Origin of the sequence: Zwartia panacis, from assembly GCF_030410395.1 — a bacterium.
GTDB classification, from domain to species: Bacteria; Pseudomonadota; Gammaproteobacteria; order Burkholderiales; family Burkholderiaceae_B; genus Zwartia; species Zwartia panacis.
In genome coordinates this window covers 123,932-150,472 of record NZ_JAUHHF010000003.1, presented here as the reverse complement: position 1 = coordinate 150,472, position 26,541 = coordinate 123,932, and the positions used below count along the sequence as shown (strand labels likewise).

General features: G+C 49.1%; 24 protein-coding genes. 11 read left to right on the top strand and 13 right to left on the bottom strand.

All coding sequences use genetic code 11. The annotated features are described in order from the left end of the window. Nucleotides 1–27: 27 nt before the first annotated feature. On the bottom strand, nucleotides 28–789 hold the full coding sequence (locus QWY30_RS05445) for a hypothetical protein (protein WP_290238950.1): 762 nt from the start codon (nucleotides 787–789) through the stop codon (nucleotides 28–30). 192 nt (nucleotides 790–981) lie between these two features. Here QWY30_RS05445 and QWY30_RS05440 point away from each other — a divergent pair, with 192 nt between their 5' ends. From QWY30_RS05440 to QWY30_RS05430, 3 genes are all read left to right on the top strand, one after another. Continuing rightward, nucleotides 982–2,844 carry a DUF3857 domain-containing transglutaminase family protein gene (locus QWY30_RS05440; RefSeq protein ID WP_290238948.1) on the top strand — a complete coding sequence of 621 codons (1,863 nt, stop codon included), beginning with the start codon at nucleotides 982–984 and terminating at the stop codon, nucleotides 2,842–2,844. Nucleotides 2,845–2,908: 64 nt separating this feature from the next. Continuing rightward, on the top strand, nucleotides 2,909–3,682 hold the full coding sequence (locus tag QWY30_RS05435; RefSeq protein WP_290238946.1) for a tetratricopeptide repeat protein: 774 nt from the start codon (nucleotides 2,909–2,911) through the stop codon (nucleotides 3,680–3,682). A 124-nt stretch (nucleotides 3,683–3,806) separates the two neighbouring features. After that, nucleotides 3,807–4,778, top strand: a complete 972-nt coding sequence (locus QWY30_RS05430; protein ID WP_290238945.1) for a helix-turn-helix transcriptional regulator — start codon at nucleotides 3,807–3,809, stop codon at nucleotides 4,776–4,778. A 25-nt stretch (nucleotides 4,779–4,803) separates the two neighbouring features. Here QWY30_RS05430 and QWY30_RS05425 read toward each other — a convergent pair whose 3' ends face one another. After that, nucleotides 4,804–6,789, bottom strand: a complete 1,986-nt coding sequence (locus tag QWY30_RS05425; protein WP_290238943.1) for an oxidoreductase — start codon at nucleotides 6,787–6,789, stop codon at nucleotides 4,804–4,806. A gap of 141 nt (nucleotides 6,790–6,930) precedes the next feature. Between QWY30_RS05425 and QWY30_RS05420 the strand changes: the two genes are divergently transcribed. Together QWY30_RS05420 and QWY30_RS05415 are read left to right on the top strand one after the other, a co-directional pair. Further along, the gene (locus QWY30_RS05420; RefSeq protein WP_290238940.1) at nucleotides 6,931–7,917 is read left to right on the top strand and encodes a Bug family tripartite tricarboxylate transporter substrate binding protein; all 987 of its coding nucleotides are present in this window, start codon (nucleotides 6,931–6,933) and stop codon (nucleotides 7,915–7,917) included. 36 nt (nucleotides 7,918–7,953) lie between these two features. Continuing rightward, on the top strand, nucleotides 7,954–8,688 hold the full coding sequence (locus tag QWY30_RS05415) for a maleate cis-trans isomerase family protein (RefSeq protein ID WP_290238938.1): 735 nt from the start codon (nucleotides 7,954–7,956) through the stop codon (nucleotides 8,686–8,688). 55 nt (nucleotides 8,689–8,743) lie between these two features. Here the strand turns inward: QWY30_RS05415 and QWY30_RS05410 are convergent, their stop codons facing one another. The 3 genes from QWY30_RS05410 to QWY30_RS05400 all read right to left on the bottom strand — a co-directional run bounded on the left by QWY30_RS05410 (nucleotide 8,744) and on the right by QWY30_RS05400 (nucleotide 11,057). Beyond that, nucleotides 8,744–9,337 carry a cysteine hydrolase family protein gene (locus tag QWY30_RS05410; RefSeq protein ID WP_290238936.1) on the bottom strand — a complete coding sequence of 198 codons (594 nt, stop codon included), beginning with the start codon at nucleotides 9,335–9,337 and terminating at the stop codon, nucleotides 8,744–8,746. Between the two features lie 80 nt (nucleotides 9,338–9,417). Further along, nucleotides 9,418–9,639 (bottom strand): acyl-CoA carboxylase biotin carboxyl carrier protein subunit, encoded by a 222-nt coding sequence (locus QWY30_RS05405; RefSeq protein WP_290238934.1) that lies wholly within the window; start codon nucleotides 9,637–9,639, stop codon nucleotides 9,418–9,420. A 56-nt stretch (nucleotides 9,640–9,695) separates the two neighbouring features. Continuing rightward, on the bottom strand, nucleotides 9,696–11,057 hold the full coding sequence (locus QWY30_RS05400; RefSeq protein ID WP_290238933.1) for an acetyl-CoA carboxylase biotin carboxylase subunit: 1,362 nt from the start codon (nucleotides 11,055–11,057) through the stop codon (nucleotides 9,696–9,698). Between the two features lie 150 nt (nucleotides 11,058–11,207). On the opposite strand from QWY30_RS05400, the gene QWY30_RS05395 reads away from it, so the two are divergent. The 4 genes from QWY30_RS05395 to QWY30_RS05380 all read left to right on the top strand — a co-directional run bounded on the left by QWY30_RS05395 (nucleotide 11,208) and on the right by QWY30_RS05380 (nucleotide 15,902). Continuing rightward, nucleotides 11,208–12,767 carry an acyl-CoA carboxylase subunit beta gene (locus QWY30_RS05395; protein ID WP_290238931.1) on the top strand — a complete coding sequence of 520 codons (1,560 nt, stop codon included), beginning with the start codon at nucleotides 11,208–11,210 and terminating at the stop codon, nucleotides 12,765–12,767. Nucleotides 12,768–12,785: 18 nt separating this feature from the next. Further along, on the top strand, nucleotides 12,786–14,000 hold the full coding sequence (locus QWY30_RS05390; RefSeq protein ID WP_290238929.1) for a CaiB/BaiF CoA transferase family protein: 1,215 nt from the start codon (nucleotides 12,786–12,788) through the stop codon (nucleotides 13,998–14,000). A gap of 27 nt (nucleotides 14,001–14,027) precedes the next feature. After that, nucleotides 14,028–15,008, top strand: coding sequence for a Bug family tripartite tricarboxylate transporter substrate binding protein (locus QWY30_RS05385; protein ID WP_290238927.1), 981 nt, complete (start codon nucleotides 14,028–14,030; stop codon nucleotides 15,006–15,008). Between the two features lie 66 nt (nucleotides 15,009–15,074). After that, the gene (locus tag QWY30_RS05380) at nucleotides 15,075–15,902 is read left to right on the top strand and encodes an IclR family transcriptional regulator (RefSeq protein WP_290238925.1); all 828 of its coding nucleotides are present in this window, start codon (nucleotides 15,075–15,077) and stop codon (nucleotides 15,900–15,902) included. A 7-nt stretch (nucleotides 15,903–15,909) separates the two neighbouring features. Here QWY30_RS05380 and QWY30_RS05375 read toward each other — a convergent pair whose 3' ends face one another. Then, on the bottom strand, nucleotides 15,910–16,803 hold the full coding sequence (locus tag QWY30_RS05375) for a dienelactone hydrolase family protein (RefSeq protein WP_290238924.1): 894 nt from the start codon (nucleotides 16,801–16,803) through the stop codon (nucleotides 15,910–15,912). Between the two features lie 84 nt (nucleotides 16,804–16,887). On the opposite strand from QWY30_RS05375, the gene QWY30_RS05370 reads away from it, so the two are divergent. Then, nucleotides 16,888–17,631 carry a gamma-glutamylcyclotransferase family protein gene (locus QWY30_RS05370; protein WP_290238922.1) on the top strand — a complete coding sequence of 248 codons (744 nt, stop codon included), beginning with the start codon at nucleotides 16,888–16,890 and terminating at the stop codon, nucleotides 17,629–17,631. Between the two features lie 18 nt (nucleotides 17,632–17,649). Here QWY30_RS05370 and QWY30_RS05365 read toward each other — a convergent pair whose 3' ends face one another. The 7 genes from QWY30_RS05365 to QWY30_RS05335 all read right to left on the bottom strand — a co-directional run bounded on the left by QWY30_RS05365 (nucleotide 17,650) and on the right by QWY30_RS05335 (nucleotide 24,729). Next, complete coding sequence (locus tag QWY30_RS05365; RefSeq protein WP_290238920.1) at nucleotides 17,650–18,603, bottom strand: branched-chain amino acid ABC transporter permease; 954 nt, start codon at nucleotides 18,601–18,603, stop codon at nucleotides 17,650–17,652. After that, on the bottom strand, nucleotides 18,603–19,484 hold the full coding sequence (locus QWY30_RS05360; protein ID WP_290238918.1) for a branched-chain amino acid ABC transporter permease: 882 nt from the start codon (nucleotides 19,482–19,484) through the stop codon (nucleotides 18,603–18,605). The genes QWY30_RS05365 and QWY30_RS05360 overlap by 1 nt, the downstream gene beginning before the upstream one ends. A gap of 3 nt (nucleotides 19,485–19,487) precedes the next feature. Continuing rightward, nucleotides 19,488–20,201 carry an ABC transporter ATP-binding protein gene (locus QWY30_RS05355; protein ID WP_290238916.1) on the bottom strand — a complete coding sequence of 238 codons (714 nt, stop codon included), beginning with the start codon at nucleotides 20,199–20,201 and terminating at the stop codon, nucleotides 19,488–19,490. After that, entirely contained in the window at nucleotides 20,198–20,971 is a 774-nt protein-coding gene (locus QWY30_RS05350; RefSeq protein WP_290238914.1) for an ABC transporter ATP-binding protein, read from the bottom strand. Before QWY30_RS05350 ends, QWY30_RS05355 begins: the two co-directional genes overlap by 4 nt. Beyond that, the gene (locus tag QWY30_RS05345; RefSeq protein ID WP_290238913.1) at nucleotides 20,968–21,879 is read right to left on the bottom strand and encodes an NAD(P)-dependent oxidoreductase; all 912 of its coding nucleotides are present in this window, start codon (nucleotides 21,877–21,879) and stop codon (nucleotides 20,968–20,970) included. Before QWY30_RS05345 ends, QWY30_RS05350 begins: the two co-directional genes overlap by 4 nt. A 46-nt stretch (nucleotides 21,880–21,925) precedes the next feature. Next, complete coding sequence (locus QWY30_RS05340) at nucleotides 21,926–23,404, bottom strand: aldehyde dehydrogenase family protein (protein ID WP_290238912.1); 1,479 nt, start codon at nucleotides 23,402–23,404, stop codon at nucleotides 21,926–21,928. Between the two features lie 71 nt (nucleotides 23,405–23,475). After that, complete coding sequence (locus tag QWY30_RS05335; RefSeq protein ID WP_290238911.1) at nucleotides 23,476–24,729, bottom strand: ABC transporter substrate-binding protein; 1,254 nt, start codon at nucleotides 24,727–24,729, stop codon at nucleotides 23,476–23,478. Between the two features lie 404 nt (nucleotides 24,730–25,133). On the opposite strand from QWY30_RS05335, the gene QWY30_RS05330 reads away from it, so the two are divergent. Continuing rightward, nucleotides 25,134–26,522: a CoA transferase gene (locus QWY30_RS05330; RefSeq protein ID WP_290238910.1), complete on the top strand. Its 1,389-nt coding sequence runs from the start codon at nucleotides 25,134–25,136 to the stop codon at nucleotides 26,520–26,522. Nucleotides 26,523–26,541: the final 19 nt, after the last annotated feature.

Here is a 26,541-nt window from a genome sequence, read left to right as displayed (position 1 = left end):
GTGTGCGATAGAGTGCTAAAGCGCTGACTACTTCGCAATCCTCATCACGCACTGTCCAAAGGCTTCGGTCTGAGGTCTGATGCCAAGCTCCACGCATTGGTTTTTGGCGGCATCGAGGGAAACGGGTGCGACGGGTGGATTGGCTGCTGCAGCGGTACTCGCTGGGGGAGCTGTCGCCTGTGGCGCGCTGGCCGGTGAGGTGGCTGATGAGGTGGCTGATGAGGTGGCCGTACTACTGGCGACAGTGCCTGTTGGCGTTAATGTCAATGTTTCGGTAGTCGTGGTGCCTGCAGGGGTGACGCTGGTTTTTGTAACTCCTGAGGGAGAGCCGGCGGGCGTAGCTGTGGTGTGTGTTGTCGCATGTCCTTCGGTGTAGCCGACTTTGGTCATTTGTCCCATCATGACTTGAATCATGTTGGGGTAGTCATAGGCTGCGCCCGATGCGTGGTCGATCGCGACGCCGATGATTCCGCCAAAGAAAAAGTTACCTACCATGCCCGGTTTCACGATCGAGGTGACGGAGGCTCGTCCGGGTTCGAGGCCGGCCTTGTTACAGGTGACCTGAAGGTCATCGTTGGAGCGTTGGATTTGAACCGAGCCAGGGGAGGTGAGAAACCATTTACCTTTTGCATTCACCAACTCACAGGCTGCGCCGGATACTTGAGCGGTGTCTTGTCTGGTTTCAACGGATACGCTTTGTTGTGTGCCGCCAGTAATAGAGGCGCAGCCGCCCAGCAGGAGCGAAGCCCCGAGTATGGCCAAGAGGGATAACAGTCTGGAGATGCTCATTTTTTTGCCTGTCTTGTTGTTGTGATGTGTGGAGGGAATTGGGGTGCGAAGTATTAGGTTAAGCAGCCGGGTGTCTCATCAGATGCGACTTTGTTTTCTTTTTAAATATCTTTTTTAAAGTGGCAAAAGATCGGTGCAAACGTGTATCGTGGATGTCGCAGGTATTGCAATTGAATAAATGGTGTGAACGGCATGTTTAAAGCTTTGACTCTGCAAACGGTTTGTGCGCTATTTTTTGTTTCCATGCATGCGCACGCTCAGACCCAAGAGCCACACAAGAGTCTCTATGCCATTGAGCGCCAGGTCATCACGATTCATGTGCGGGCCGACGGTACTTTTCACGAGAAGATCGAGAGTGTCACGCGGGTTAAGTCCCCAGCGGCGATTGAGTTGGTCAGTCAGGATGACGTGGACTTTTACAGCGACCGACAGACTGTGGAGGTGCTTGAGGCGTTCACCGAACTGCCTTCGGGTGAACGAATCCCTGTGGCGGCAGATGCGATCAGAGTCGTCGATGAAGAACGCTCCGAGGGGGCGGCGATGTTTACCTCTCGCAAGACTCAGGTGGTGATTTTTCCCAAGATCAATGTTGGAGCGCGTGCGCACTCAACGGTGCTGCGTAAAACGCATACGCCACTTTTTCCAAGACAGTTTATGTTTCGCAGATCATTGGGGACATCTGTTGAATATGGTCAGCTAGAGTTCAATATTTCGCATGACCCTGCCATCCACATTCTCGCGGATAGTCGTGGATTTGAGGGTGGTCGACTGTCTGACAGTCCTAATGGCGAGGTACGCTATCGTTATACCTATAGCCAGGCAGCGATCCAGCACGCCGAGAGTGGTCAGGTTTCGGCGAGTGATTTCGGACCCTATCTGCATTTATCTACGTTTGTGAGCCCCTTGGCAGTTGGTCAGGTGTATGAGCAGTCCGCGGCCCCCAAGACAGCGGTCACGATGCAGGTGCAGAAGCTGGCCGATGAGATAACCTTTGGCATACATGATCCAAAAGCGCAAGCCGCGGCCTTGTATCACTGGGTCTCCAAAGAGATTCGTTATGTGGCGATATTTCTTGGCTCGGGCGGTGTGGTGCCTAATCCTGCCGACCAGGTGATCCGCAATCGCTATGGCGATTGCAAGGACAAGACGACGCTCTTGATTGCATTGCTTGCCGCAAAAGGGATTGAAGCTTCGACGGCGATGATCAACTCAGGCAGCGCGTATGAGATGCCGCGCTTAGGATCCATCAGCCCGTTTAATCATGTCATCACCTATATCCCGCAATGGGATCTGTATCTTGATCCGACGGCTGAGCTCGCGCCTTTTGGTATTTTGCCAATCAGTGTCATGGACAAGCCTACTGTCTTGACTGCACTGAATCGTCTGGGGCGCACCCCCAAGCTTGACGCCTTAACCAACTGGATCAAATCGCTCACGCATATTCAGATTCAAGCCGATGGTCAGATGACAGGGACGGTGTATTCGGAGTACGCGGGTTATGCGGATTACAGTGCGCGCTTGAGCTTTATGGATCATGAGGGGGAGTATAAGGAAAGGCTTGCGCAGTCGAATTTGTCTGCGAATCGGCAGTCGGGGGAGGGACATTACACGCCCTCAGATGCTCGAGATTTGGATACGCCTTTTACCAATCGGGGCAGCTTCACACTCGATCCAGTCGCTAATTTTCCCGGACCAGGGGCGCTCAGCGTGCCTGTAGGTTTAACGCCGTCTTTTATCAATCGTTTGAGCTTTAATCGACCTAAAGAGCGAGTGTTGTTTCCGTTTGTGTGTCGGTCCTATCGTTATGAGGAAACGTATGAAGTGGAGTTTCCATCTGAGGCAAAGATCACTCGAATACCGGCGGATGCAGCTTTTGATGAGTCGGGTTTGCTTTATCAGTCCACATATCGCCTGCGCGGACAAGTCCTGACGGTTCAGCGCGTCGTTCAGGCGCAACGCCCGAGTATGGTCTGCCAACCGAATGATTATCAAGTGATTAGAAAGTTACATGCGGTGGTGCAAAGAGATTTGAGATCGCAGATTTTTTATGATTAATTGTTTTTTTGGAAAGCATTGTCGATTTAAGGGTAATATTTCTAACAACAATGGAACCCTGAATATGAAATCATTGCTAATCACCGCTGTGACGTCATTTCTTGTGATGTCAGATATTGCACATGCGCAACCCGCTGCCTGTCACGCACTGGCTGCTTCTCCGGCTGATCCGGATCGTAAAGGGCCGGGCGTCCCTTATGCAAAGCTTGACGGAGCCAAGGCAGTGGCTGCCTGCAAGGCGGCAGTGACTGTAGCCCCTAAAGACGGGCAACTCTGGTTTCAATATGGTCGCGCTCTGGAAAAAGTGAATAACGTGACAGAGGCGATCGAAGCCTACCGCAAGGGTAGTGACCTGAACAATCTGGGTGCGCTGAATAATTTAGGTGAGTTGTATCGCGACGGCAAGGGAGTGGCTCGCAACATTTATCTTGCCGAAGTTCTTTTTCAAAATGCATCGACGTATGGTTTTCCAGAGGCTACTCAAAATTTAAAGAGCCTTGAAAAAAATAGACCTCCAGTCTCTGCACGAACGATACCAGCGCAGTTGCGGGGAAAGTTTTCTGTCCCGGGACTGACCTGTCAGGAAACTCGAGAAATGAGTCAGGCTTTTGGTGGAGAGTTCATGGGATTAGAAGTTCAGGCGCTTGAAGTCATTCAACCGATGGAGATGATGTGCTCAACCATGGGTATGACTGTTGAAAATCCGCAGCAGGTGAGTGTCGTCATGAAATGCAGCAAGAACTCCGCAGAGGTATTTCTATATGAAGCAACAATACGTCCGGAGGGGGTGAGGTTTGAGCTCGGAGGCGGAAAGAGTTCTGTGGCTGTTAGATGTTGAACCAATGAGGTGTCTCACTGGATGCTACTGTTTTTTCTTTTTTTAAATCACGCCTAAACTGAAAAAAGAGCACCCGTAAACGTGTAAATTAGGTTTCAAACTGTACGTGTGGAATTGGAGCCTCATGGATCGCACTGAACGCTTTTACAAGATTCAAACGATGCTGATGGCCCAGCCCTCGGTCACGATGCGGCAGATGCTTGAGACGCTCGAGGTGTCACGTGCAACGCTCAATCGTGATCTGGCGTACATGCGTGATCGGCTTGGCATCCCATTTGCCTGGAACTCAAGCTTGCGTGGGTATGCACTGACGCAGCAGCCCAGCAATGCACGCACTTTTGAGCTGCCGGGTGTCTGGTTTAGCGAACAAGAGATTCACTCAGTCCTGACGATGCTGGAGATGATCTCTAAGCTCGAGCCTGGAGGGTTATTGGCACCGCACATTTTGCCTTTTAAGTCTAGGTTGGAAGGCTTGCTAGATGAAGGGACGGGTAGTGCCAAAGAAGCCTCAGCGCGTATTCGCATCATCCCGATGGGACAACGCAAGGTCGTGAGCGAGTATTTTCAAATACTGGCGCAAGCTCTGATCAATCGGAAACGTTTACTGATCAAGTACTACTCTCGCCAGGAGGGTACTGTCAGCGAGCGGACCGTTTCGCCCCAGCATCTGGTGTACTACCGGGACAACTGGTATTTCGATGCATATTGTCATTTGAGAGAAGGGCTTCGCAGTTTTGCAGTCGATGCACTCCGTTCGGTGGATTTGCTTGAGGAGGCTGCGCAGGAGATCGATGCGGCGACGTTGCGTGAAGTGTTTGAATCAAGTTATGGCATTTTCAATGGCAAGCAACGACAGGTTGCGACGCTCAAGTTCACTCCCTTTCGTGCACAATGGGTAGCCAATGAAATCTGGCATCCTGATCAGGTGAGCACCATGTTGCCCGATGGCTCGTACCAACTAGAAGTCCCCTATGGCGAAGACTGGGAGTTGATCCAGGATATCTTGCGCCAGGGGAGCGATGTTGAAGTGATCGCTCCGCCGACCCTGCGAGATAAGGTGAGGGATATGATTGAGAGGATGCGGGAGCGGTATTAGGTTTGAATCTAAACCACACCCTTAATCAAACCTGATGACCAGCTAAATGTCCGTCTGAGGTTGCGGCGATCATATCTCGAGGTGACTTGCAGTCGCCTATCAAAACTACATCAATACCAAGTTTCCTTAATGGTTCTGCAAGCTCATCATTTCTGCTCCGCGGTGTGGAGTATGTGATCAATGCAACATTATTAATCTGATGTCGCTCGTGGGTGATGACATGCTCCCATGTAAGAATGCCATTTTCGACTTCGTGAGTCCACACTGGTAATGCAAGTAGATGAATTTCAATTTTTTTCGTGTACAAGCGTCGCAGCACCCCTTGACGTGTCACAACAGCCATGTCGTCCGCGAGTGAATGGCGAGGTGTCAAGATCGCAACATGTTCAAACAGCTCATACAGTCGTTCTGCCATCGCATAGGTTCCTTCGGTGTGATCCATGTCAAAGATCACTGCGGTACCGGGTTGTTTCGAAGATACTCCCAGCAGTCCCGTCATCGTCTCTCGCAGATCAACGACAAATCCTTCGTCATGCACGTCGGTTGGCAACCAGGAAGGAAGAATCATCGTCGCACCTGTTGCGAGGATCACAACGTCTGGATTCAGGACTTGAATGTCTGCGACGGTCGCTGTGAGACCTAGTTCGATCTGTACATTGCTGCGCATCGCGGCGATAGTTTGGTAGTCATAGACGCTGCTGACCTCCTCGCCACCCGGAAAATGTGAGCGTAGCCAAGCTTTACCTCCGATTTGGGCGCCGGAGCCGAGCACGGTGACTTGATGTCCTCTAGCACCGGCGATCCAGGCAGCCTCCATTCCCGCGATGCCCGCGCCTATGATGGTGACGCGCTTGGTGTTGGTCGTTTTGCTTGGCCAGTAATCAACTTCGTCGGCTTGCCGGACTCTGGGATTATTGACACATGCGAGTGGCTCGTGTCGGGTGATGATTGTGTCCCAGCACGTATTGCATGCCAGACAATAGCGAATTTCATTGATACGCGATTGTGCGACTTTGAGTGGCCATGCTGGGTCAGCGATCAGGGCACGTCCAATTCCAATCAGCTCTGCTTCTCCTGAAGCCAAGATGGCTTCAGCCTCGGCTGGGTCGCTAATTCGACCGAGTGATATGACTGGGGTTTCCGGAATCGCTTGTTTTAATGTTTTGATCATTTCACGATAGGGAGTGCGTGGTCCGAATCGATCGGGGATATGCATTTCAAGCGAGTTAGCGTGTGTGCCTTGGGCGAAGCATACGTAACTAACTTCTCGGCTTGCAGTCAAGATTTTCGCAATAATGATCGCTTGTTCGGGACCAATTCCGCCATGTAAACCATCATCGCCAGGGAGCTTGAGTCCGACAATGAAATCATCGCCACATTTTTTACGAATAGCAGTCACAATTTCGCTGATGAATCTGCATCGATTGATCCAATTGCCACCATATTTATCGACTCTCACGTTAGACTGCGGCGACATGAACTGATGAAATAAATGGCCGTGTCCACATGACAATTCAACGCCACTAAAACCGTAAGATTGCAACAGAGCAGAGCTCTCGGCAAAGTCACTGACAAACTTCTCGATCTCTTCAATGGTTAGAGCGCGTGGCACTGACCAGCTCATATCATCGGGTAATACTGAAGGCGCAATCGCATTCAGATGCCGACCTGCATGATGTCTGGCCCGCCCCGGATCTTGAATCTGACCCAAGAGTCGGCAGTCATGCTGTTCAACTGCTTTTGCCATGCGTGTGAGGCCCACAGCGTTGTCGGGATTGAAAACATGCGTCTTGGTTGGAACTGCTTGCATCGGCGACATCGAGAGTGGCTCGGTGATCAGCATTGCTGCTCCACCACGCGCCCGATTTTCGAAATACGCTATTTGTTCCTCAGCGACGGATCCATTGCGAACAGTTAGTGTGGTCATCGAGGCATGCACAATTCGATTTCGCAAACGTTTGCCTGCGAGCTCGAAAGGATTGAACAGAAGTGAGGGGGATATGGGCGTCATCAAGAGGTTCTTTATTTTATTGATTGACAGTGGAGTATGCACCCAATATATTTGAATACAGAAAGCTAGCACAAGGGTTTATTTAAACCCTCTCTAAATAAATATGTGACTAGCAATAAAAAAGAATTTTGGAGACTTAATATGAAATTTAGTGTGTCGCGTCGTGCCGTTGTGGCATTTGGTTTCGTTCTGCTGTCGTCCGTTTTCGCGGCTGGTGCTGTCAGCGCCCAGGATTATCCAACTAAGCCAATTAAACTGATTGTGCCCTATGGGCCTGGTGGGGGAGTTGATGTAGTCGCGCGTACATTGGCAGACTATATCTCTACAAAGCTTGGCAAACTTGTTATCGTCGAAAATCGAGTCGGAGCAGGGAGTAATGTTGGTTCATCATACGTTGCTAAATCCGATCCTGATGGTTATACGCTTTTACTAGGTTCGAATGCGAATGCTGTAAATAAAAGTCTATACCCCAACCCTGGGTATGATGCAGATAAGGACTTGACGCCGATTGTGCTGGTGGGAAGGGTGCTGATGGTTCTCCTTGCTGCGCCTACGGTTACAGCTAAAAATGTCAGTGAACTTTTGGCTCAGGCGAAAGCCAAGCCAGGGAGTTTTAATGTTGGCTCTGGTGGAAGTGGAACTGCAGAGCATTTGGCTTTTGAGTTATTTAAGCGTCAGACGGGAATGGATGGCGTTCATGTTCCCTACAAAGGTGGTGCGGCAGTGTATACGGACCTGATGGGTGGTCAAATCCAGCTCTTTTTTAACAATCAACTGGGAGCAACACCACACATCAACTCAGGAAAGCTGCGTGCACTTGGTATCACCAGTCCGACCCGTTCCAGTTCTTTGCCAGATGTCCCTACTTTCTCCGAGCAAGGTCTCCCCGAGTTCAAAGTGTTTGTCTGGTGGGGAGTCATTGGACCAGCAGGCATTCCAAGCAACACTGTGAAGCAGATTAATTCCTTGTTTAATCAGGCAATTTCTTCGCCTGAGGTGTCCAAACGCTTGGAGTCATTGGGTGCCCAGCCCCAGGGCGGGACACCTGAAATGTTTAAGGAATTTTTCAATGCTGAAATCAAAACTTGGGCGGAGGTCATCAAGATTGCTAATATCCAGCTCAATTGATGGAGTGAGCCCGATGGCTTTCAAAGGGCTAAGTGTATGTTGACCCCAAAGCGCTTCCCTGATTACGGTGAGCGTCTGCGAGTGGGCATGATTTTGCCTAATCGCAACGTAGTGGCTGAAGCGGATGTTCAAGCGATTATTCCTGATGGTGTTTCGTTTCACACTACCCGCCTGAAGTTGCACGGTACAAACCCCGAAGATCTTAGGCAAATGAGTGAGGGAGCAGAGGAGGCTGCCCAGCTGTTGGGCGCTGCGCCTATCGACGTCATCGTGTTTCATTGCACAGCGGTGTCGACCTCAGATCCCGCGATGGGAGATCAACTTGTCGCGCGCATTGAAAAAGTAGCGAATAAGAAAGCCATTGCAACATCACAAGGCCTGGTCGCCGCTCTCAATACATTGCATGCGCGGCGAATTGTCATGCTGACTCCATATCAACAATCCGTGAATGATTCTGAGGTCAGGTTTTTAAATCATTTTGGCTTTAAGGTACTGGATGAGATTGGTTTAAATCTACCTTCAACAGTTTCTACTGCCAGCATCACACCACAAGAATGGCGCGACAAAGCACTCAGTATGAGGCGCGCCGATGCCGATGCATATTTTTTAAGTTGCACGAATATCCGCGTACTGTCGATCATCGATGAACTAGAGGATCTGCTGCAAGCGCCGGTCATCACAAGCAATCAGGCTATGCTTTGGCATTGTCTACGCCAATCCAATGTGGCTGATCCAATACAAGGTTATGGAAAACTATTACGCGAGTGTTAAGTCGACGCTCAGTATTTTTATTATCAAAACACTGAGCACATGAAAGCTTAGAAAGTTACGGATTGGAAAAAATAACTTGATCCGATTTCTCGACCTTGCAGAAACGAGCGAGGCTGCCCATTGAGTTCTCGTGCTCTTGGTCGCTGTGTGCGCAGCTCAGATCTTCGAGCACAATCATTTCGTAGTCACGGTCATGGCCATCACGGACAGTCGCCTGGACAACGGCTTGTGTTGAAACACCTGAGCAATAAATTTTGGTCACATTTCTTGCGCGCAAGGCTGCCTCAAGTCCAGTAGCGTAGAAAGGGCTCACACGGTGCTTTGTGACTTGTATGTCACCTTCGCGTTGTTCGAGGTCAGGGTGAATCTCAGTACCCCAAGCACCGAGCTTGAAAAGACCGTTTGCAGGTGCGGCGGAAAATACGGGGGAGTTGATGGGGCATTCAGGATAGCCTGCTGTGAAGCCCACCCGAACAAAACCAATTAACAAACCAGCCTCTCTGGCTTTCTTGATGGTACGGGCGGTTTTGGCAATCAGATCGCGTTTGCGTACTTGTTCGCCGAGCGGGCTTTTACCGTTTGGCCCATCCGCATGAACCAAGTCGTTTTGCATATCCAATACAAGGTAGATCGCACGTGCAGGTTGCATTTTTTTCTCTTATTTCTAATTGTCCAGTACTGCTGAATTCTAATACGATCAGACTAATATTTCACAGTGTTAAGACTGCATCAGATTTCAACAATAGCTACAACTTGACCATCTTCAACAGAATCACCTTCGGCAACGAGAATTTCCAGTAAGGTTCCCGCTTCGGACATCACTACGGGAATCTCCATTTTCATAGACTCAAGAATCATAATTTCTTCGTCCTCCGCCATAGAGGAGCCCGGCGCAGCCACAATCTTCCAAACTTTTCCGGTTACTTCCGAAGTAATTTCCTTGCGAGTCATCTTAAGTTCCTTGTTAACGAATCTATATTAATTTAATAAAAATTTTCAAAGATACCTTACGCTTGTTTGACAGAATTTCTCGCAATCAGGTCTGTACCTAAGCTGGTATGAATATTTCCAGATCTAAATTCTTCGCTATCTAAAACCATACGTACGAACGGTATATTGTGTTTCACACCTTGGATGACGGTTTGATCAAGTGCGTCGATTAATTTGTTGATCGCTTGATGTCGATCTGGCGCATGGGCGATGAGTTTAGCGATCAAAGGATCGTAATAAGGCGTGATGAGACTGCCCTCTGCATATCCTGTCTCCACTCTGATGCCTTGATCTTTTGGAAATGTTAAGGCTTTCAAAAGACCAGGTGATGGGAAAAATTTGACTGGATCCTCGGCGTAAATGCGGACCTCTATTGCGTGTCCAGAAATCGATATTTTTTCAGGCAGGACACTGGACAGAGATTCCCCTGCAGCCAAGCGAATCTGTGCGCAAACAACATCAATGCCTGTGACTTCCTCTGTGACGGCGTGTTCGACTTGCAAGCGGGTGTTCATTTCGAGAAATGCAAAGTCAGAGCCACCCGCATAAAGTGTTTCTGCTGTTCCGATGTTGTCGTATTTCAGTTTTCGCATCACTGCGGCAATATCGTCTCCAGCTGTGTTCAACATCGCACGCGGTAGTTGAGGTGCGGGGGACTCTTCGATGACCTTTTGGTGTCGGCGTTGTATCGAACAGTCGCGTTCAAAAAGATGTCGCACGTTACCCTCGCGATCTGCCAGGAGTTGAAACTCAATATGACGCGGTTTGGTCATCAGCCTTTCTAGATAGATCTCTGCACTCCCAAAGCTGCGCTTTGACAAGGAGATCGCGCTTTCTAGAGCCTTGGCTAATTGGTCAGGGTTGTGCGCAGCCATCATGCCGATACCACCACCACCTGCCGCAGGTTTGACGAGAACGGGATACCCGATACGTTCGGCCTCGCATAGAGCTTCGTCAAGGTCTCCGCTCAAGAGTTCTGAACTCGCTCCCATTGAGAGTCCGTTTGATGCCATTAATGAGCGTGCACGGGTTTTGTGACCCATTGCATCGATCCACTGTGGGCTTGGTCCGATGAAGGTCGCACCCGTCTCAATGACTCGGCTCGCAAAGTTCGCATTTTCAGCCAGAAACCCATAGCCAGGGTGTACACCGTCTGCACCAGATTCGAGCAGGATTTTGATCAAAGCATCCTGGTTGAGATAGCTGTCGCGTGGATTTGCCGGTCCGAGCAAATAGGTCTCGTCTGCGTGTTGTAAGTAGGGTAGATCTTGATCAGCTTCAGAGAAAACGGCGACAGATTTGATGCCTAAATCCCTCAGGGCTCTCAGCACACGGGCTGCAACTGCGCCTCGGTTGGCTACCATCACTTTGCTGAACATCTGTCTCACCTAGTTTCCAAACGATTCAAAAATAAGGTTTTTAAGGGATTAGTTCGATCAATATTAAATTCCAAATATAGGAATTTAATTCTTATATTTGTATTTTACTGTTTTTGAGCTGATAATGAAAAAATAATTGGAGGACAAAAAATGAGCTGGGAAGCTGCATACACCGAACTCGAGCTACGCAGAGAGTCGGCGCGCAAAATGGGTGGCGTAGATAGGTTGGCGCGTCAGAAAGAGCTCGGTAAATTAAACGTCAGGGAGAGGATTGAAAAACTTCTAGACCCGGGGACGTTTCGTGAATTCGGGATGACGACTGGAAAGGGAAAATATGATCCGCAAGGTAATTTAATTTCCTTCATTGCCTCCAATGCAGTGACAGGAACAGGCAGGATCGCCAATCGAAAGGTGATGATCTCCGGGGACGATTACACAATCGGCGCGGGTTCAAGCGAGGCTACGGTTTCAGATAAATGGTTATACGCTGAGAGGATGGCGTATCAATTTCGTATGCCGTTAATTCGGATGGTCGATACGGCGGGTGGTAGCGTCAGACTGATCGAACAGCAGCAATCGACGAAAATTCCCGGATACCCTTCATGGCCTGTCATCCCCTTGTTAAGTACTGTGCCCGTTGTTGGTGCGGCGCTGGGTGCTTGCGCAGGACTGGGGGCAGTGAAGGTCTCGTGCGCGCATTTTTCAGTCATCGTTGAAAATGTCGGTCAGGTGTTCGCTGCGGGACCGCCAGTTGTTAAGCAGGGATTGAACCAGACGGTGACCAAAGAAGAGCTCGGGGGCGCAAAGGTTGCCGCGAAGGCGGGTTCCGTCAATAACATTGCCAAATCTGAAGAAGACGCATTCGAGCAAATTCAAAAGTTCCTGTCTTATCTGCCACGCAATGTCTGGCAAGTACCTCCTGTGACGGAGTGTTCAGATGATCCATGGCGGATGGATGAAAAGCTGGATGACGCCATTCCGGAAAATAAACGAACGCCTTATCAGATCAGAAAAATACTTGAAAAGATTGTCGATAAAGACTCTTTATTTGAAATGAGTCGATTATTCGGGGGATCGACGCTGACTTGTTTAGCGCGTCTCAACGGATATCCGGTGGGTGTGATGGCGAACGACCCCATGGTGATGGGTGGAGCGATGACGCACAAATCCGCGATGAAGATCGAGCGCTTTGTAGATCTGTGCGATACGTTTCATATTCCAATTGTGAACTTTACAGATCAGCCAGGGTTGATGATCGGACTCGAAGCCGAAAGTGCAGGCACAGTACCGATTGCCTATCGTGCGGCAGGCGCGATTGAGCAGGCAACCGTTCCTTGGATCTCAATCATTATTAGACGCGCTTTTGGGGTCGGAGGTGGCCTGCATGGTCCTAAGTTCGGTCCGAATGGACAGTCCTTGAACTTGCGCTATGCATGGCCTTCGGCGATCTGGGGATCGATTCCTGTGGAAGGGGGGGTCGCTGCCGCCTACCGTAGGGAAATCGAAGCCGCTGAAGATCCTGAAGCAAAGCGACAGGAGCTTGAAAACTACTATCACAAGCTGGCGTCACCTTTCAGAACGGCGGAAAAATTTGGAATCGTTGACATCATCAAACCCTCTGAGACGCGTGCCTTGCTCTGTGACTGGATAGAAGATGCCTACGAATTGAACAGAACTCAGCTGGGTCCCAAACAACGACCCATGCGTTAGATGATTGGAAACTCAAAAATGATGACGACTGATAACGAGGCGCCACTGAGTGGGTACACGGTTATCGAGCTGTGTTCGACGATTGCGGGGCCTGCCTGTACGCGTTTGTTGGCGGATTTTGGCGCGGAGGTGATCAAGATCGAACCTGCGGAGGGTGACCCTGTTAGGAATATGGGAAGTCATGATGGAAGTGTTTCGTTATATGCGACCACTATTCTGCGTAACAAGCAATCTGTTTCTATTAATCTCAGAACCGAGCAGGGACAGAATCTAGTCAAGAAGTTAATTGCTCAGGCCGATATCGTTGTTGAAAACTTTCGTCCGGGAACACTGGAGCGACTTGGGTTGGACTATTCGACCTTGTCGGCGGACAACCCAGGTCTTGTCATGGTTCGCATCAGTGGTTACGGTCAGACAGGGCCTTACAAAGATAGGCCGGGCTATGGCGTGACTTGCGAAGCTGTCGCGGGTGTCAGGCACATGACGGGAGATCCTGACAGGCCTCCCGCGCGCGTGGCTTTGGCTGTTACAGATGAGCATACGGCAGTGTTTGCGGCATTTGGTGCGCTCATGGCGATTTTGCAGCGTCAAAAAACGGGCAAAGGACAGGTTGTAGATACCACTCTGTACGAATCAGCATTCAGCATGATGGAGCCCCATGTGCCAGCCTACGATCGTTTAAAAATTATTCCTAAACGCGTGGGATCGAATCTACCGTCCACCGCACCGAATAGTCTTTATCCAACGAAGGACGGAAGCTATGTATTGATCGCAGCGAACAATGACGTGATTTTTCAACGTTTGGCAAAAGCGATGGGACAACCGGAGCTTATCAGCGATGAACGTTATGCCACCCAGCGGGCCAGAGCGGCGAGGGTCAAGGAAGTGAACAAGATCGTTGAGGACTGGGCGTCTGGTTATACGGCTGCGGAAATAGAGACTCGTTTAATCGCAGCCGAGGTACCTGTATCAAAAGTCTTCACGATGGAAGATATCTTTCATGATCCGCATTTTGAAGAACGCGAAATGTTGGTCAAAGTTCCACATCCAAAATTAGGTGAGTTAACGATGATGGGAATCGTCCCGAAACTCTCTGATACGCCGGGCAAGATCAGACATGCTGGGCACGTGGTCGGACAAGATACTGCGGAAGTGCTACAGAAAAAACTTGGAATGAAAAGGGAAGACATAGCAGAGCTTTCCAAGCATGGAATTGTTTTTACGTCACAGTAAACCTAACAGTAACGATAGGGAGACATTATGAAAAAGATAGCGCTTAAAATGCTTATTACTGCTTGTGGTTTGATTGCAGCAACCTCGATCCACGCTCAGTCATCGTGGCAACCAACTTCTACTGTTGAGTTTATTGTGCCTGCCGGAGCGGGAGCCGCTTTGGATACTGCGGCAAGACAGCTTCAAAATTTGCTAGCAAAAGAAAATATTGTCAAGAATTTTGTAATCACTAACAGACCTGGCGGGAATCTCGCTGTGGGTCTCAATGTTCTTGATCAGCATCCTGGTGACGGCAACTATTTGATGACGCTCACAACCTCAATAATCAATAATCACATCTTAGGTTCGTTAAATCGAAGTTATGAAGATTACACGCCTATTGCGCTTCTTTTCAGGGAATATGTGGGTGTAGTGGTGCGTGCTGATTCACCAATTAAAAATGGTGCGGACCTTATTCGAATCATGAAGGAAAATCCAAACAAACTGCATATAGGTGTCGCAACTTCAGTCGGAAACCATATTCATGTAGGTATTGCGTCCCCATTGCAAAAGGCTGGGGTGGCAATTGAAAATTTAAGTGTGATCCCCTTTAAGTCATCCGGGATTTCAATCACACAATTGCTTGGTGGGCATATTGATGTTGTTGCGGCGACAACTCCTAATCTTATTAATGCACTTAAAAATGACAAGCTCAGAATCATTGCAATCGGTTCTCCCGAAAGAATGGGAGGTGCGCTTTCAAATATTCCAACTTGGAAAGAGCAAGGCGTTGATGTCTCGACATCCTCAGTTCAGGGTGTGATGGGCCCTAAAAATATGACTCCCAGCCAAATTGAATTTTGGGCAAAAGCACTTCAAAAGATCAATGACTCAAAGGAATGGCAGACATTTCTTGAGCAGAATCAATGGAAACCATTCTTCTATGGGCCCAAAGAAACGAGAGCGCTACTTGATCAAGAATATGCAAGTATAAAATCTGTGTTGTCCAAGCTTGGTTTGGCAAAGTAGTCAATAATTTCGACCTGTAAAAATTCAGGTTGCGTCATCAACCACGGTAATACAGGTCTTTATTGAATGGCTAGAAAACGTGTCATTAACGATTCATTTACGGATATGAGGGGCTTTGATGTCACTCGGGATCCTAATTTAGTCGCCACCCTTGCCCGAGGATTGCAAGTCCTCGAGTGTTTGAAGCATAAAAACTCCCAATTCATGGGAAATAAGGAAATTGCTGAGATTACAGGTTTATCCAAGCCCGCCGTTTCCCGGATTACCTACACGCTCTCCAAATTCGGTTATATCAAATACGTAGCGTCACTCTCCAAGTACACGCTTGGGACTTCGATACTGACCGCTGCTTATCCTGTTCTGGCGAATATGAAGATTCGCCAGATCGCGAGACCTCTCATGCAGGAACTCGCTAACGAGGTTGGAGGTGTGGTGTCACTGGGCGTGCGGCACGGCACTCAAATGCTATTTGTTGAAAGCTGTGCCAGTGCGACCTCTGTGACGCCTGTTGTCGCGGGTATTGGTGCGCGGATACCACTGCTAGTCACAGCCATGGGTCGAGCTTATCTCTGCGGTTTGTTTCCCAATGAAAGACAAGAGCTCATGGATCAATTGTCGGGTCTAGAGCATTTCTCTGGTGCCGAGGTCCAAACGAATTTGTCCGAGGCTCTCAAGCAGTTTGATAAATGGGGGTTTTGTTTTGCTAAAAAAGGTCTCGTCAAAGAAACTCGCTCTGTGGGTGTTCCTGTTTTAGCAAAAGTTGATGGTGAGTCTTTTGCATTTAATTGCGGAATTCCGGCTTTTCGTCTTGGCCCAAATCAACTTGAAAATGATGTGGGACCCAGGTTACTCAATCTTGTGCGCAGTGTTGAGAGGACGATGGGGTTGACTTGATTATTTGTTACTTATGAGAATCAAAAAACTCCAAAACATCTTTGTAACCTTCGCTAGTCACATTTGGATTTGATTGATTGGTATTGATGCAGCCTTTACCTTTGCAGGCTGACCATGTTTGAAATGAATAAGTCTTTCCGTGGTCCCATCCGTGCGTGGCTTTTGGGTACATCTTGATTGAAAAGGTATCGCGCGACTGTTTACTGGGGATTTTTGCGACAAAGTTTGCACAGGTTGTTGAGTCTTTGTCTTCATAATCATCAAACTCAGGGATGAATAGTTTGATTGGCATAGATTGCCAGCTTTTTAGATTGTTCGCTGAAAAATCAGTAAAGGCACGGACAGACTTTCCATCGATGATGTCAGAGAAAAACCAGCAAACCGGGTAAAAAGCAGCCAGTGCTTTAAAAGAGGCGCTCGACTTGCCAAAGGAGTCTTTGGCCATCTGTGTCTTGGCGAGTATCGTCAAGATTGCTCCGGATGACATACCCAGCGCGTAGATACGATTTGGATCGACATCTGGTTGAGCGGCGAGGTAATCGAGCGCGGCATATAGACTCGCGAGATCTTTTTTATAGGTTCGCGGTGATTTTTCATCGTTAAATAATCTGGGCTCAAGTGTTGCGTAGCCGTTCGTGGTGAATAAATCTCCATATTGGCGTGTTCTCCCTGTGGACCACCCGCCACCGTCATGCAAGATAATCACGGCAGGTAATTTTTCATTTTTTTGAGCACTAGGCTTGCGATAAACGGCATCTGTCGTATTTGTTTTTTGATTTTCATATTGGTAGGTGTAACGCACCAGTTGGCCCTCTTGAGACACGGGGTCCTTACCACCATAAGTTGCCATGCAACCCGTCAGGCAAAAGGCGAGTGCGAGTGTAGTTATCAGTTTTGACATTGTTTGATTCCATTTGATTGTTTTCAAAAGGGTAACAGTTTTGATTCTGGTATCTTAGGAAAATTAATCAAACTGACGAAAATCATGCGTACCCTACATCTATTAGTTTTTTTGAGTTTCCCATTCATTGTGCTGGCAAAGTCTGTCAACCCGGCGATGCAACCGGCTGCGCAATCTCAAATCTGTCATCCTGCTGTCGATTCGAGCAAGCCTCAATACACAGTAGGCTACGGCAGCTTGATGGAGGATGCTTCCAGGCGCAGAACGGCCCCCAACACTGGTGAGGCTTTGCCAGTCATGGTGACGGGTTTTCAGAGGGCTTTTAATGCCAGAGGTGGAGAGGTCGGTTTTAGTACAACCTTCCTAGGGGTGACGATCGTGCCAGACGCCAAGATGGTGGCGACTGTGTATCGCGTATTCAATGCTGCGGATATCACGGCGACGGATGCACGGGAGGAAATGTATTGCCGGGTTGGCGTAGAGCCTGCTCAGATGCGTATGCTGGACGGTTCATCCGTGCAGCAAGGGCAGTATTGGATTTACGTCAATAAACCCGAAGCGGTGATGCCTGCGACTGAGCGGTTTCCGATTGTGCAGTCGTATGTGGATATTTTTTTAACAGGTTGCCAGCAGCTTGGACGCCGTGCGATTGCCTTTGAGGGTGATTTGATGCGCGAGTGTGTTGTCACGACCCAGGGTTGGTCGCAGCACTGGGTCAATGACCGGATTTTTCCCCGCAGACCTTTTTTTCATCAGCCGAATGCGGGGGCGATTGATTTGATGCTGGATAAGAACGTACCTGAGTTTAAGTTTGTCAGGATTGAGTAGAGAAATATATCGTTTCTATTATTGAACTGAACCTTTTCTCTCCGCCCGAGACTGCTTCCATTCAATCAGAGTGCCGACTATTCCTTTAGGCATAAAAAACATGCAGATAATCAAAATGCCTCCATAAACTGCACCTGATAATGCTTCACTCAGATCTGAGGCATAGGAGGGTACAAACTGTAAAAACAGGCCTGCAACGACCGCGCCCCAGATGGTGCCAAGTCCTCCCACTACAATTGCCGCAAGAAAACTGACTGAAAGAAGTAAATTAAAAGAGTCGGGTGCGATGAAGCCGATCGAGAAATTAAACAAAGCCCCACCTATACCACCCAGCATGGATCCAAGGCCGAAAATCAAAACTTTATAGCCGTTCACGTTGACACCCATCGCAGAGGCGGCAAGAGGCGCGGAACGCACCGCGGTCAACGCACGTCCTGTGCTGCCGGCTACAAAGTTTCGAGCTAGATAAAAGCATAAAACAGTGACCGACAGAACGGTGTAATAAATCCAGGCATCTCGAGTCAGATTGAGCCATTCCGGTGGGCTTGGACGCTCAATCGATAAGCCTGACATGCCTCCAGTGACGGATTTGAAATGTTTGATGACTGGCGATACGGAAACTGCCAGCACCAGGGTGATCAGTGCCAGATAAAGTCCTCTCAAGCGCTGCGCCGGAAACCCCGATAGATAGCCGACCACAAAACTGACAACGGCGGCAATCAGGATGGAGGTCATGTAATGAACATTGAAATACGTCATGCTCAAGGCCGCCGAGTAGGCACCTAAAGCGAAAAAGGCATTATGTCCCAGAGAAATCTGACCGGCATAACCAGTAATGAGGTTCAGACCGATTGCAGCAACCGCATAGGCCATGACTCCACTGAGCTGAAAGGTCAGGTAGCCCGGAACGGTCAGAGGAATTGCGATTAGGATTGCGGCGAAAATCAGACCAACTATACGTTTTGCACTCATCAGACCCTCGCCGCTACAGTTTTGCCGAACAGACCTTCAGGTTTGATAATCAAGACCGTCACAATCAGCAGTAGTGGGACGATGATTTGAAGATCAGCACCCAGGCCAGGTAAAAATGCGGTCGAGAATGCTTGAGATACACCCACGACGATTCCACCAACTACCGCGCCGACATAGCTACTCATCCCTCCAACGACTGCAGAGGCAAATGCATAGATGATGACATCGGCCATCATATTGGGATCAAGAGTGAGTCGTGAGGCCACTAGTGCGCCTGAAACTGCACCGAGCGCTGCGGCCATCCCCCAACCAAAGATCATCATTTTTGTATATGGAATACCTACAAGTTGCGCTGATTGAGCGTTGGAAGCTGCAGCACGCAGGGCCATCCCGAGTCGGGTCTTTTGAAACAATAAATATAGGCCTCCCGATACCGCGATCAGCACCCCGACAAAGCTAAGGAGCTCGGCAGAGATTCTCAAAGAGCCCAGCGTCCAGGAGGTAGTCGGGAAAGGACTCGGGGAGGATTTTTGCATGAATCCCCATATTGCTCCGGTGGCACTATTGAACGCGAGAAATAGTCCTAGGGTCACGATGATGATGGTCATCTCGTCTTTATGTTGCACCGGTCTTACGATCACGGCATAAACGACTGCTCCAATCAGAATGGAGATGATCATGACCAATAGAATGGACCAGGCGATCGGGACGCCAAACTGAGTAATCTGCCATGAAAGGAAAGCAGAGAATGTCGCCATTTCACCTTGAGCGAAATTAGCGATGTTTGTTGTGCGGTAGATCAGAACAAGTGCCAGGCCTAGTGACGCATAAACTGCGCCAGAGGTAATGCCATTCAAAAGTTGCTGGAAGAAATATTGCATATCTCAATCTCCCAAATATGCGGCACGAATACCGTCAAGTGAAGCGATTTCTTTTGCGGGACCACTCAGCGTGATTGAGCCTGACTCAAGCACGTAGGCATCATGGGCGATTTGTAAGGCTAGATTGGCGTTTTGCTCGACGATCAGCATGCTCACGCCTAGTTCTCTATTCACATGCGAAAACGTCTCAAACAGTGTGTTAATGATCACGGGCGCTAACCCAAGGGAGGGTTCGTCTAAAAGCATGACGCGCGGGCGCAGCATCAACGCGCGGCCGACAGCCAGCATTTGCTGTTCGCCACCACTCAGGCTACCGGCTTTTTGGGCTCTTCTTTCACGCAGTCTCGGGAATAAGCCATACATTTTTTCCAGATCGAGGGAGATTTCCGCTTTATCTTTTCTCCTGAAGGCACCAACGCGCAGATTTTCCTCGACAGTGAGATCGGTAAAGGTTCCTCGACCCTCTGCAGCGTGTGCAACTCCCATGCGCGCGATACTATCGGCGGATTTGCCGTTGATATCTTGTTCATCGAGTAAGATTTCTCCCTCGCTCTTAAGTAGTCCGCTGATCGCACGAAGAGTAGTCGTTTTACCTGCTCCATTGGCGCCCAGCAATACTGCGATTGAACCGTCTTTGACTGCGAGTGAGATACCTTGAAGCACGCTAATGCGCCCGTAGCCAGCCTTGAGATTATTAACTTCCAGAACATTTTTCATTTAGGCTTGCCCAGGTAGGCTTCAATGACTCGGGGATTGGTTTTAATTTCAGCGGGTAAGCCGTCAGCGATCTTGTGCCCAAAATCCAGCACTACTATGTTGTCTGAGACCTTCATCACCATGCCCATGTGATGTTCGACCAAGAGAAGCGTCAAAGAAAACTCTTGTCTAATGCGGACAAGGGTTTCGGATAAATCATCAACCTCTGAATGAGATAGACCTCCGGCGGGTTCATCCAGCATCAAAAAACTGGGTTTCGCAGCAAGTGCTCTGGCCAACTCTACTTTTTTTAACGTAGGATATGGCAGGTCATCGACACGTCGATTGTGCAGATGAGACAGGCCCAGACGCTCAAGCAGTTCGTGGGCATACCGATTCAGTGATGCTTCCTCTGACCGCAAGCTCTGTGGTACGAACGGGGCTTTTAACAAGCTAGTTCTTTCGTAATGATGTCCGCCCAGCATGACATTTTCAAGTACGGTCATAGATGGAAGCAAAGCCAGATTTTGAAAAGTTCTGGCAATCCCCAGCGAAACAACATCTTTAGGTTTGACTCGTGTGATGTCTTCACCGTCAAAAATAACTTTCCCCGAAGAAGGGGTATATAACCTGCTGATACAGTTAAAACAGCTTGTTTTACCTGCGCCATTGGGACCGATCAGTCCACAGATCGTGCCCTCAGTGACCGAAAATGACAAGCTATCCAGCGCAACAATTCCGCCGAACCGTAGTGACAGATCACTGACAACAAGTTTCGGGGGAGCTGTCACAGTCCAGCTTCCTTTTGTATTTGGCGTGTAATCTCGGTCATGTCTGCGCCTGGCTGTGAGGCTTTGAGCGCTCTATCCCACATTTTCGCGCTTGCGTTGACCAGCGTAGTTTTGATTCCAGTCGATTCGATCAGGGACATGCCGATACCAACGTCTTTATGCATCAAAGCAAGGGCGAAACCGAAATCGTAGCTTTTAGGTAAGATCGCTTTGGGCCATGTATGGCTTGTAGCAAAACTCCCGCCGCTGGAGGCGTTGATAATTTTTTGCATGACTTCGGGATCAAGTCCGAATTTTTCGCCCGCTGCAAAAACCTCTGAAGTGGCAGCGAGCACGGTTGCGGACAGCAGATTATTTAACGCTTTAACGGCGTGACCCGATCCGACGGCGCCAGCGAGTATGACGTTTGTTCCCATGCGGTCAAGCAAAGGCTTAGCATGCAAGAAATCTTCTTCGGTGCCTCCGGCCATGATGGCAAGCTTGCCTGATTCTGCTCCTGTCGGTCCGCCTGATACAGGCGCATCCATGTAGAGCAATCCTTTTTGGGCGGCGAGTGCTGCGTTCTCAATCGTGTTGCTCGGCGTGGACGAGCTCATATCGATGATCATTGCGCCAGTACTTAAAAGGTCGATTAATCCTGGCTTGCCTTGTTCGCCTCTGACAACGGAGTCTACGACTTTGCTATTTGGAAGCATCAACACAACAATATCAGCGTTCGCCATTTCATTGACCGAAGATACTGATCGACCATTTGCACGCGTAGCTGCCTCTTGCGCGCGAACAGTATCCACATCCATGATGAGTAGTTCTTTGGCATAGCCTTTGAGGTGGCCGATCATACGACTACCCATCATGCCTAGACCGATAAAACCAATTGACTGATGTGTTCTATATTTTTTAGGGCTCATGGATGATCCAATCGAATAAGTTTCAAGAAATGCAATGCCGATATTTTTAGCGGGGATAGCCGTGATCACCAAGATTGACTGATATCTGCTTGATATCTGTATAGCTTTCAAGAATCCCTTCGAGAGAAAATTCTCTGCCCGCACCTGATTGTTTAACTCCTCCATAAGAGTGACCAATTTGTTGACCGCCGCCTTGATTGACGAGTACCCAGCCAGCTTCTAGTCCGTGCGCCATCCGGATGGCAGGCGCGCCTGCGCGAGACCAGACAAATGCTGCGAGTCCATAGTCAGAGTTGTTGGCCCGTGCAATCACTTCGTCCTCATCTTTCCAGGTAGAGACAGATAACACCGGACCAAAGACTTCTTCACATGTGAGTCGAACAGTGTCTGGTAAATTTAAAAATACGGTTGGTTCAAAAAAATAACCCTCAGACAATGGGCCCGACGCTGGGGGAAGGCCTCCAAGAATTAAAGATTCGGGGTTGGATTCAATGGCTTCCCGAATATAAGAGGAAACCCTTTCGTATTGTTTGGCATTGACGACTGAACCTGCGTCCGTTTCCTCGGCTAAAGGATCGCCTACACGCAAACGTTTTAGTTTGGTTTTGAGGACCTCAAGAAATTTTTCCGCGATGGACTCGTGAAGAAAAAGACGTGAGCCGGCCGTACATGATTGGCCTTGTCTAGAGAAGCGCATGGCTGTGATTACGCCATCCGTTGTGTAATCGATATCAACATCCGGGAAAACAATCTGCGCGCTTTTGCCACCAAGCTCAAGAGTCACTGCCGCAACGCGTTTACTTGCTGCTGCAAGAATTGACTTGCCCACGGCTGTCGAGCCGGTGAATGAGATTTTTGGAACATCCGGATGTTCAACAAGGGGGGCTCCGCACTCAAGGCCTGTGCCGCTGATCACATTCAATGTCCCGGCAGGTAAAAATTCACTACAAATTCGTGCGAGCTCAAGCACAGCCAAGGGCGCCTCTTCGGATACTTTAAGCACCATCGTATTGCCTGTCATCAGTGCGGGAGCGATTTTTAATGATGCCAGCATAAGTGGCGCATTCCAGGGAACAATCGCACCGACAACGCCATAGGGTTCGCGGCGCGTATAGTCCAGATTATCCGGACTTAGGTATGTTGTTTTGCCTTTGATCTCCCGGCTCAAACCCGCGACATAACGGAATATTTCTACCGTGAGTGCGGCTTCACCGCGACTTTGGGTTCTGAGCGCGTTACCGTTTTCACTACTGATCAGTCTAGCGAGTTTTTCTTTGTTCTTTTCAATGGAATCCGTAATTTGATAGAGGATTTTTCCTCTTTCTGCGGCGGTGGTTTTTGACCAGGATTTGAATGCTCTCTTGGCAGCCGCTACAGCCAAATCGACATCAGCCTTTTTGGCGCGCGGTACTTTTGCAAAGATTAATTTTTTGGCAGGATTTTCAACGTTGATCCAATCGTCTTCGAGACTGTTGACCCATTTCCCATCGATTAACATTTGATAGGCTGTGATTTCTTGCTTCATATTGAAAATCCTGCTTATTATTAATAGCGTTTATTGATAAATGATTATTTTTAAAGTCTCATATTCATGAATCAAGGTCCGGGTGTTTTACCCTCGTAGTTGATAATCGCACCGACTGGAACGAACTTGGTGCCATCAAACTGACCCATTTGAATGGATTCGATTGGATAGCCATCAACGGCACCGTTTGTATTAAGGGTGATCCCTTCCAGCAAAAGAGGTACCTTCACTTGTTTCATGCTGCGTGCGGCATTGATAAAAGCTTTACGAGTTGGTTCTTTTGTTTGTTCCAGAACGCTCTTGACCGCATTACACACAAACCAGCCCACCGCTGCGTTTTGATCTGCTGGATTTAATCCGCTTTCATACTTTTTAAGCTTTTCAACATAGAGCTTCATGTCAGCATCGTTCGCATAAGCTGGGTCAGCTTGATCTTTTAACCAGAGACCAGAATAAATACCTTTTGAAATCTCCGGGCCTGCTGGGACTAGAGCGCCACCAATGCTCGACCCTACTCCCCAAATCATGTGTGCAGGTTTCCATTTAATTGCATCCATTCTTTTGAGTGCTTGAACCACAAATTTTGGCGTCGTGATGTCCACAAACACATCCGCTCCGGATGCTGCCAGTCTGTCGATTTTGGCATCGATGGTCGGTTCGCTGTAGGAGTGTTCTTCATGCAGGACGATATTCAGTCCCATTTCCTTTGCTGCTTTAACAAAGGCCTTTGAAAAGAATGGGCCACCGCTATCGTCATTGAGCAAAGCGATTTTTGCATTTGGAAATTTGTCTTTGATGAAAGCGGCATAAAGGACAGCCTCAGTGTTGTACGCGAGAAGTGCTGGAATGGTGTAAGGGAATTTTTCAACTTCCTCCTTTACGCCAAACATGGGCCCGCCTGTGAATATAAAGACTTGTGGGACTTTTTCTGAGTTGTAGAAAGGCCTTGCACCCAGGTTCGCGCCTGTCCCTGCGTTACCTGAGACGCCAAATACGCGGTCTTGGCTAATCAGTCTTCTTGCGTTTTGCAAGGCACGCGCGGGTTCCATCGCGTCGTCGTACATAACGTATTTCACTTTTCGTGTTTTGCCGTCACCCATTTTGATGCCGCCCAGTTCATCATTGATGTATTGAAAGCAAGCACGTTGAGCCCGACCAATTGGGCCGTATCCGGCATTAGGACCTGACAGCGGGGATGAGTTGCCCCAAACGATTTCTTTGTCAGTGATGCCGGTCTCCGCTTGAGTGACACTGGAGGCGGCGAGAGCCAGAGCGATCAAAGAAGTTTTAAGGACAAACGAAGTGATGCCGTTGCGATGCAACATGATTTAGTCTCCAGTTGTTGACCTTTTTTAGGTCAATATTTTTATGTATTTGCGATAAGGAACTGCATAGTTGCCGAAAGGTCACTTACTTAAAAAACTTAGACCTTCATCCGATTATGTTCCTGATGTTTGCAGGTTGTCAAATAGGTAAATATGTGAGGATTTGCGAGAAACAAAGAGAGTCGACTGTCGAGGATTTTGAGGCGCAAGCGTGATGTTTGTGAATGAAGCAAAACCAATTCCAAATCTCCGGTTGGGTTAACAACTAAAGTGATATCCTCAATTCAAGCTTGGATAGAGCTAAAAACCAAAAATGGAGCAGACAAGTGTCGTCGAAAGGTTCTAACTTAAATTTAACAAACAAGCCGCAAGGCTTTAGCTCAGCTCTTCAAGAGCTTCTGAGCGTGAGAGCTCTCGCTGCGCCCAGCGAAACTCTTCAGCTATCAGGCGCGGATCCGTTTTATAAGACACCTTTCCGTGTGGGTGAAACGGTCGCGGCAGCCCTCTCCATGGTCGGTATCGCAGCTAATGACCTCTGGGAACTTCGCCATGGCAAGAGGCAAGGGTTGGCCATTTACGTGGGTCATGCAGCGGCTTCTTTGCGCACGGTGGATTACACACGCAAGCAAAACTCCGAGGGTGAGTATGTTTCAGTTGCCCCGTCGGACATGATGGCAAAAATGTTGACGACGACTCAACCTTGGCCGACCAAGGACGGCAGATGGTTTCTGCCTCATCTGAATTTGCCAAGTTTGACGCCCAAGGTGTTGGGCGTTTTGCAATGCGAGCATTCGGTTGAAGGCGTGTCCTCAAGCGTTGGGAAGTGGAATGGCGAGGAGCTCGAGCAGGCGATCGCGGATGCCCGTGCATGTGGCGGATTGATTCGCACTCCGGCAGAGTGGCTGGCACACCCTCAGGGACAATACTTGAGTGCTCGCCCAGTCATTGAGATTCGAAAGGTCAGAGATAGCGCGCCTAAAGCTTTATCAAGCGCAACTCGGCCGCTGGAGGGGGTGCGTACGCTGGATTTGACACGCATCCTGGCGGGGCCGATCGCTGGCAGGACGTTGGCCGAGCATGGCGCGGATGTCTTGATGGTAACCGCGCCACATTTGCCGCAGGTTGCCGAGCACGTGCGTGACACCAGTCATGGCAAGCGGAGTTGTTTTCTGGATTTTGAGATCCCTGAGCAAGCCGCCATTTTCCGTGACCTGGTGGCTACGGCCGATGTGGTGATCGATGGGTATCGTCCAGGCGCTTTGACGAAAAAGGGGTTTGGGCGCGAGCAACTGTTTGATCTTTGCCCCGGCTTGATTCATTTGTCAGTGAGCTGTTTTGGGAGTGGCGGGCCTTTCAAAGACCGTGCCGGCTGGGAGCAAATCGCACAAGCTGTCACGGGTGTCTGTCATACCTATGGAGAAGCGATTGGCGCGGGGCAACCCAAGCTGGTATTTGCGCCAATGTGTGATTATCTGACAGGTTATCTGGGCGCGATCGGAGTCATGCTTGCACTGGCTCGCCGTGCCAAAGAGGGCGGCAGCTACGAGGTCAATGTTTCGCTTTGTCAGTCCGCGATGTTTATTCAGCGTCAAGGTCTGCTCGAGAGCTTTGATGCTGCGCCAGACCGTCTGGCGGCGGAAGAGGTTGAAAAACTCTACGTTAAAACGGATACCTCTAATCACGGCAAGATGTTGACGCTGGGACCTGTTTTAAAGATGACAGAAACAGCACCTCGATGGGCGAGGCCCGCACCAGATTTTGGCAAGGGCGAGCCTGTCTGGTTGTCTGTTTGATATCAATCATAATTGGGAG

Excerpts from the sequence above, each read along its gene's own strand:
- QWY30_RS05410 (WP_290238936.1), bottom strand. The coding sequence starts at position 9,337 with ATGCAACCTGCACGTGCGATCTACCTTGTATTGGATATGCAAAACGAC.
- QWY30_RS05435 (WP_290238946.1), top strand. The coding sequence starts at position 2,909 with ATGAAATCATTGCTAATCACCGCTGTGACGTCATTTCTTGTGATGTCA.
- QWY30_RS05380 (WP_290238925.1), top strand. The coding sequence starts at position 15,075 with ATGGCTAGAAAACGTGTCATTAACGATTCATTTACGGATATGAGGGGC.
- QWY30_RS05355 (WP_290238916.1), bottom strand. The coding sequence starts at position 20,201 with ATGAAAAATGTTCTGGAAGTTAATAATCTCAAGGCTGGCTACGGGCGC.
- QWY30_RS05360 (WP_290238918.1), bottom strand. The coding sequence starts at position 19,484 with ATGCAATATTTCTTCCAGCAACTTTTGAATGGCATTACCTCTGGCGCA.
- QWY30_RS05385 (WP_290238927.1), top strand. The coding sequence starts at position 14,028 with ATGAAAAAGATAGCGCTTAAAATGCTTATTACTGCTTGTGGTTTGATT.
- QWY30_RS05375 (WP_290238924.1), bottom strand. The coding sequence starts at position 16,803 with ATGTCAAAACTGATAACTACACTCGCACTCGCCTTTTGCCTGACGGGT.
- QWY30_RS05370 (WP_290238922.1), top strand. The coding sequence starts at position 16,888 with ATGCGTACCCTACATCTATTAGTTTTTTTGAGTTTCCCATTCATTGTG.
- QWY30_RS05345 (WP_290238913.1), bottom strand. The coding sequence starts at position 21,879 with ATGAGCCCTAAAAAATATAGAACACATCAGTCAATTGGTTTTATCGGT.
- QWY30_RS05430 (WP_290238945.1), top strand. The coding sequence starts at position 3,807 with ATGGATCGCACTGAACGCTTTTACAAGATTCAAACGATGCTGATGGCC.
- QWY30_RS05420 (WP_290238940.1), top strand. The coding sequence starts at position 6,931 with ATGAAATTTAGTGTGTCGCGTCGTGCCGTTGTGGCATTTGGTTTCGTT.
- QWY30_RS05365 (WP_290238920.1), bottom strand. The coding sequence starts at position 18,603 with ATGAGTGCAAAACGTATAGTTGGTCTGATTTTCGCCGCAATCCTAATC.
- QWY30_RS05425 (WP_290238943.1), bottom strand. The coding sequence starts at position 6,789 with ATGACGCCCATATCCCCCTCACTTCTGTTCAATCCTTTCGAGCTCGCA.
- QWY30_RS05440 (WP_290238948.1), top strand. The coding sequence starts at position 982 with ATGTTTAAAGCTTTGACTCTGCAAACGGTTTGTGCGCTATTTTTTGTT.
- QWY30_RS05400 (WP_290238933.1), bottom strand. The coding sequence starts at position 11,057 with ATGTTCAGCAAAGTGATGGTAGCCAACCGAGGCGCAGTTGCAGCCCGT.
- QWY30_RS05395 (WP_290238931.1), top strand. The coding sequence starts at position 11,208 with ATGAGCTGGGAAGCTGCATACACCGAACTCGAGCTACGCAGAGAGTCG.
- QWY30_RS05340 (WP_290238912.1), bottom strand. The coding sequence starts at position 23,404 with ATGAAGCAAGAAATCACAGCCTATCAAATGTTAATCGATGGGAAATGG.
- QWY30_RS05415 (WP_290238938.1), top strand. The coding sequence starts at position 7,954 with ATGTTGACCCCAAAGCGCTTCCCTGATTACGGTGAGCGTCTGCGAGTG.
- QWY30_RS05335 (WP_290238911.1), bottom strand. The coding sequence starts at position 24,729 with ATGTTGCATCGCAACGGCATCACTTCGTTTGTCCTTAAAACTTCTTTG.
- QWY30_RS05405 (WP_290238934.1), bottom strand. The coding sequence starts at position 9,639 with ATGACTCGCAAGGAAATTACTTCGGAAGTAACCGGAAAAGTTTGGAAG.
- QWY30_RS05390 (WP_290238929.1), top strand. The coding sequence starts at position 12,786 with ATGATGACGACTGATAACGAGGCGCCACTGAGTGGGTACACGGTTATC.
- QWY30_RS05445 (WP_290238950.1), bottom strand. The coding sequence starts at position 789 with ATGAGCATCTCCAGACTGTTATCCCTCTTGGCCATACTCGGGGCTTCG.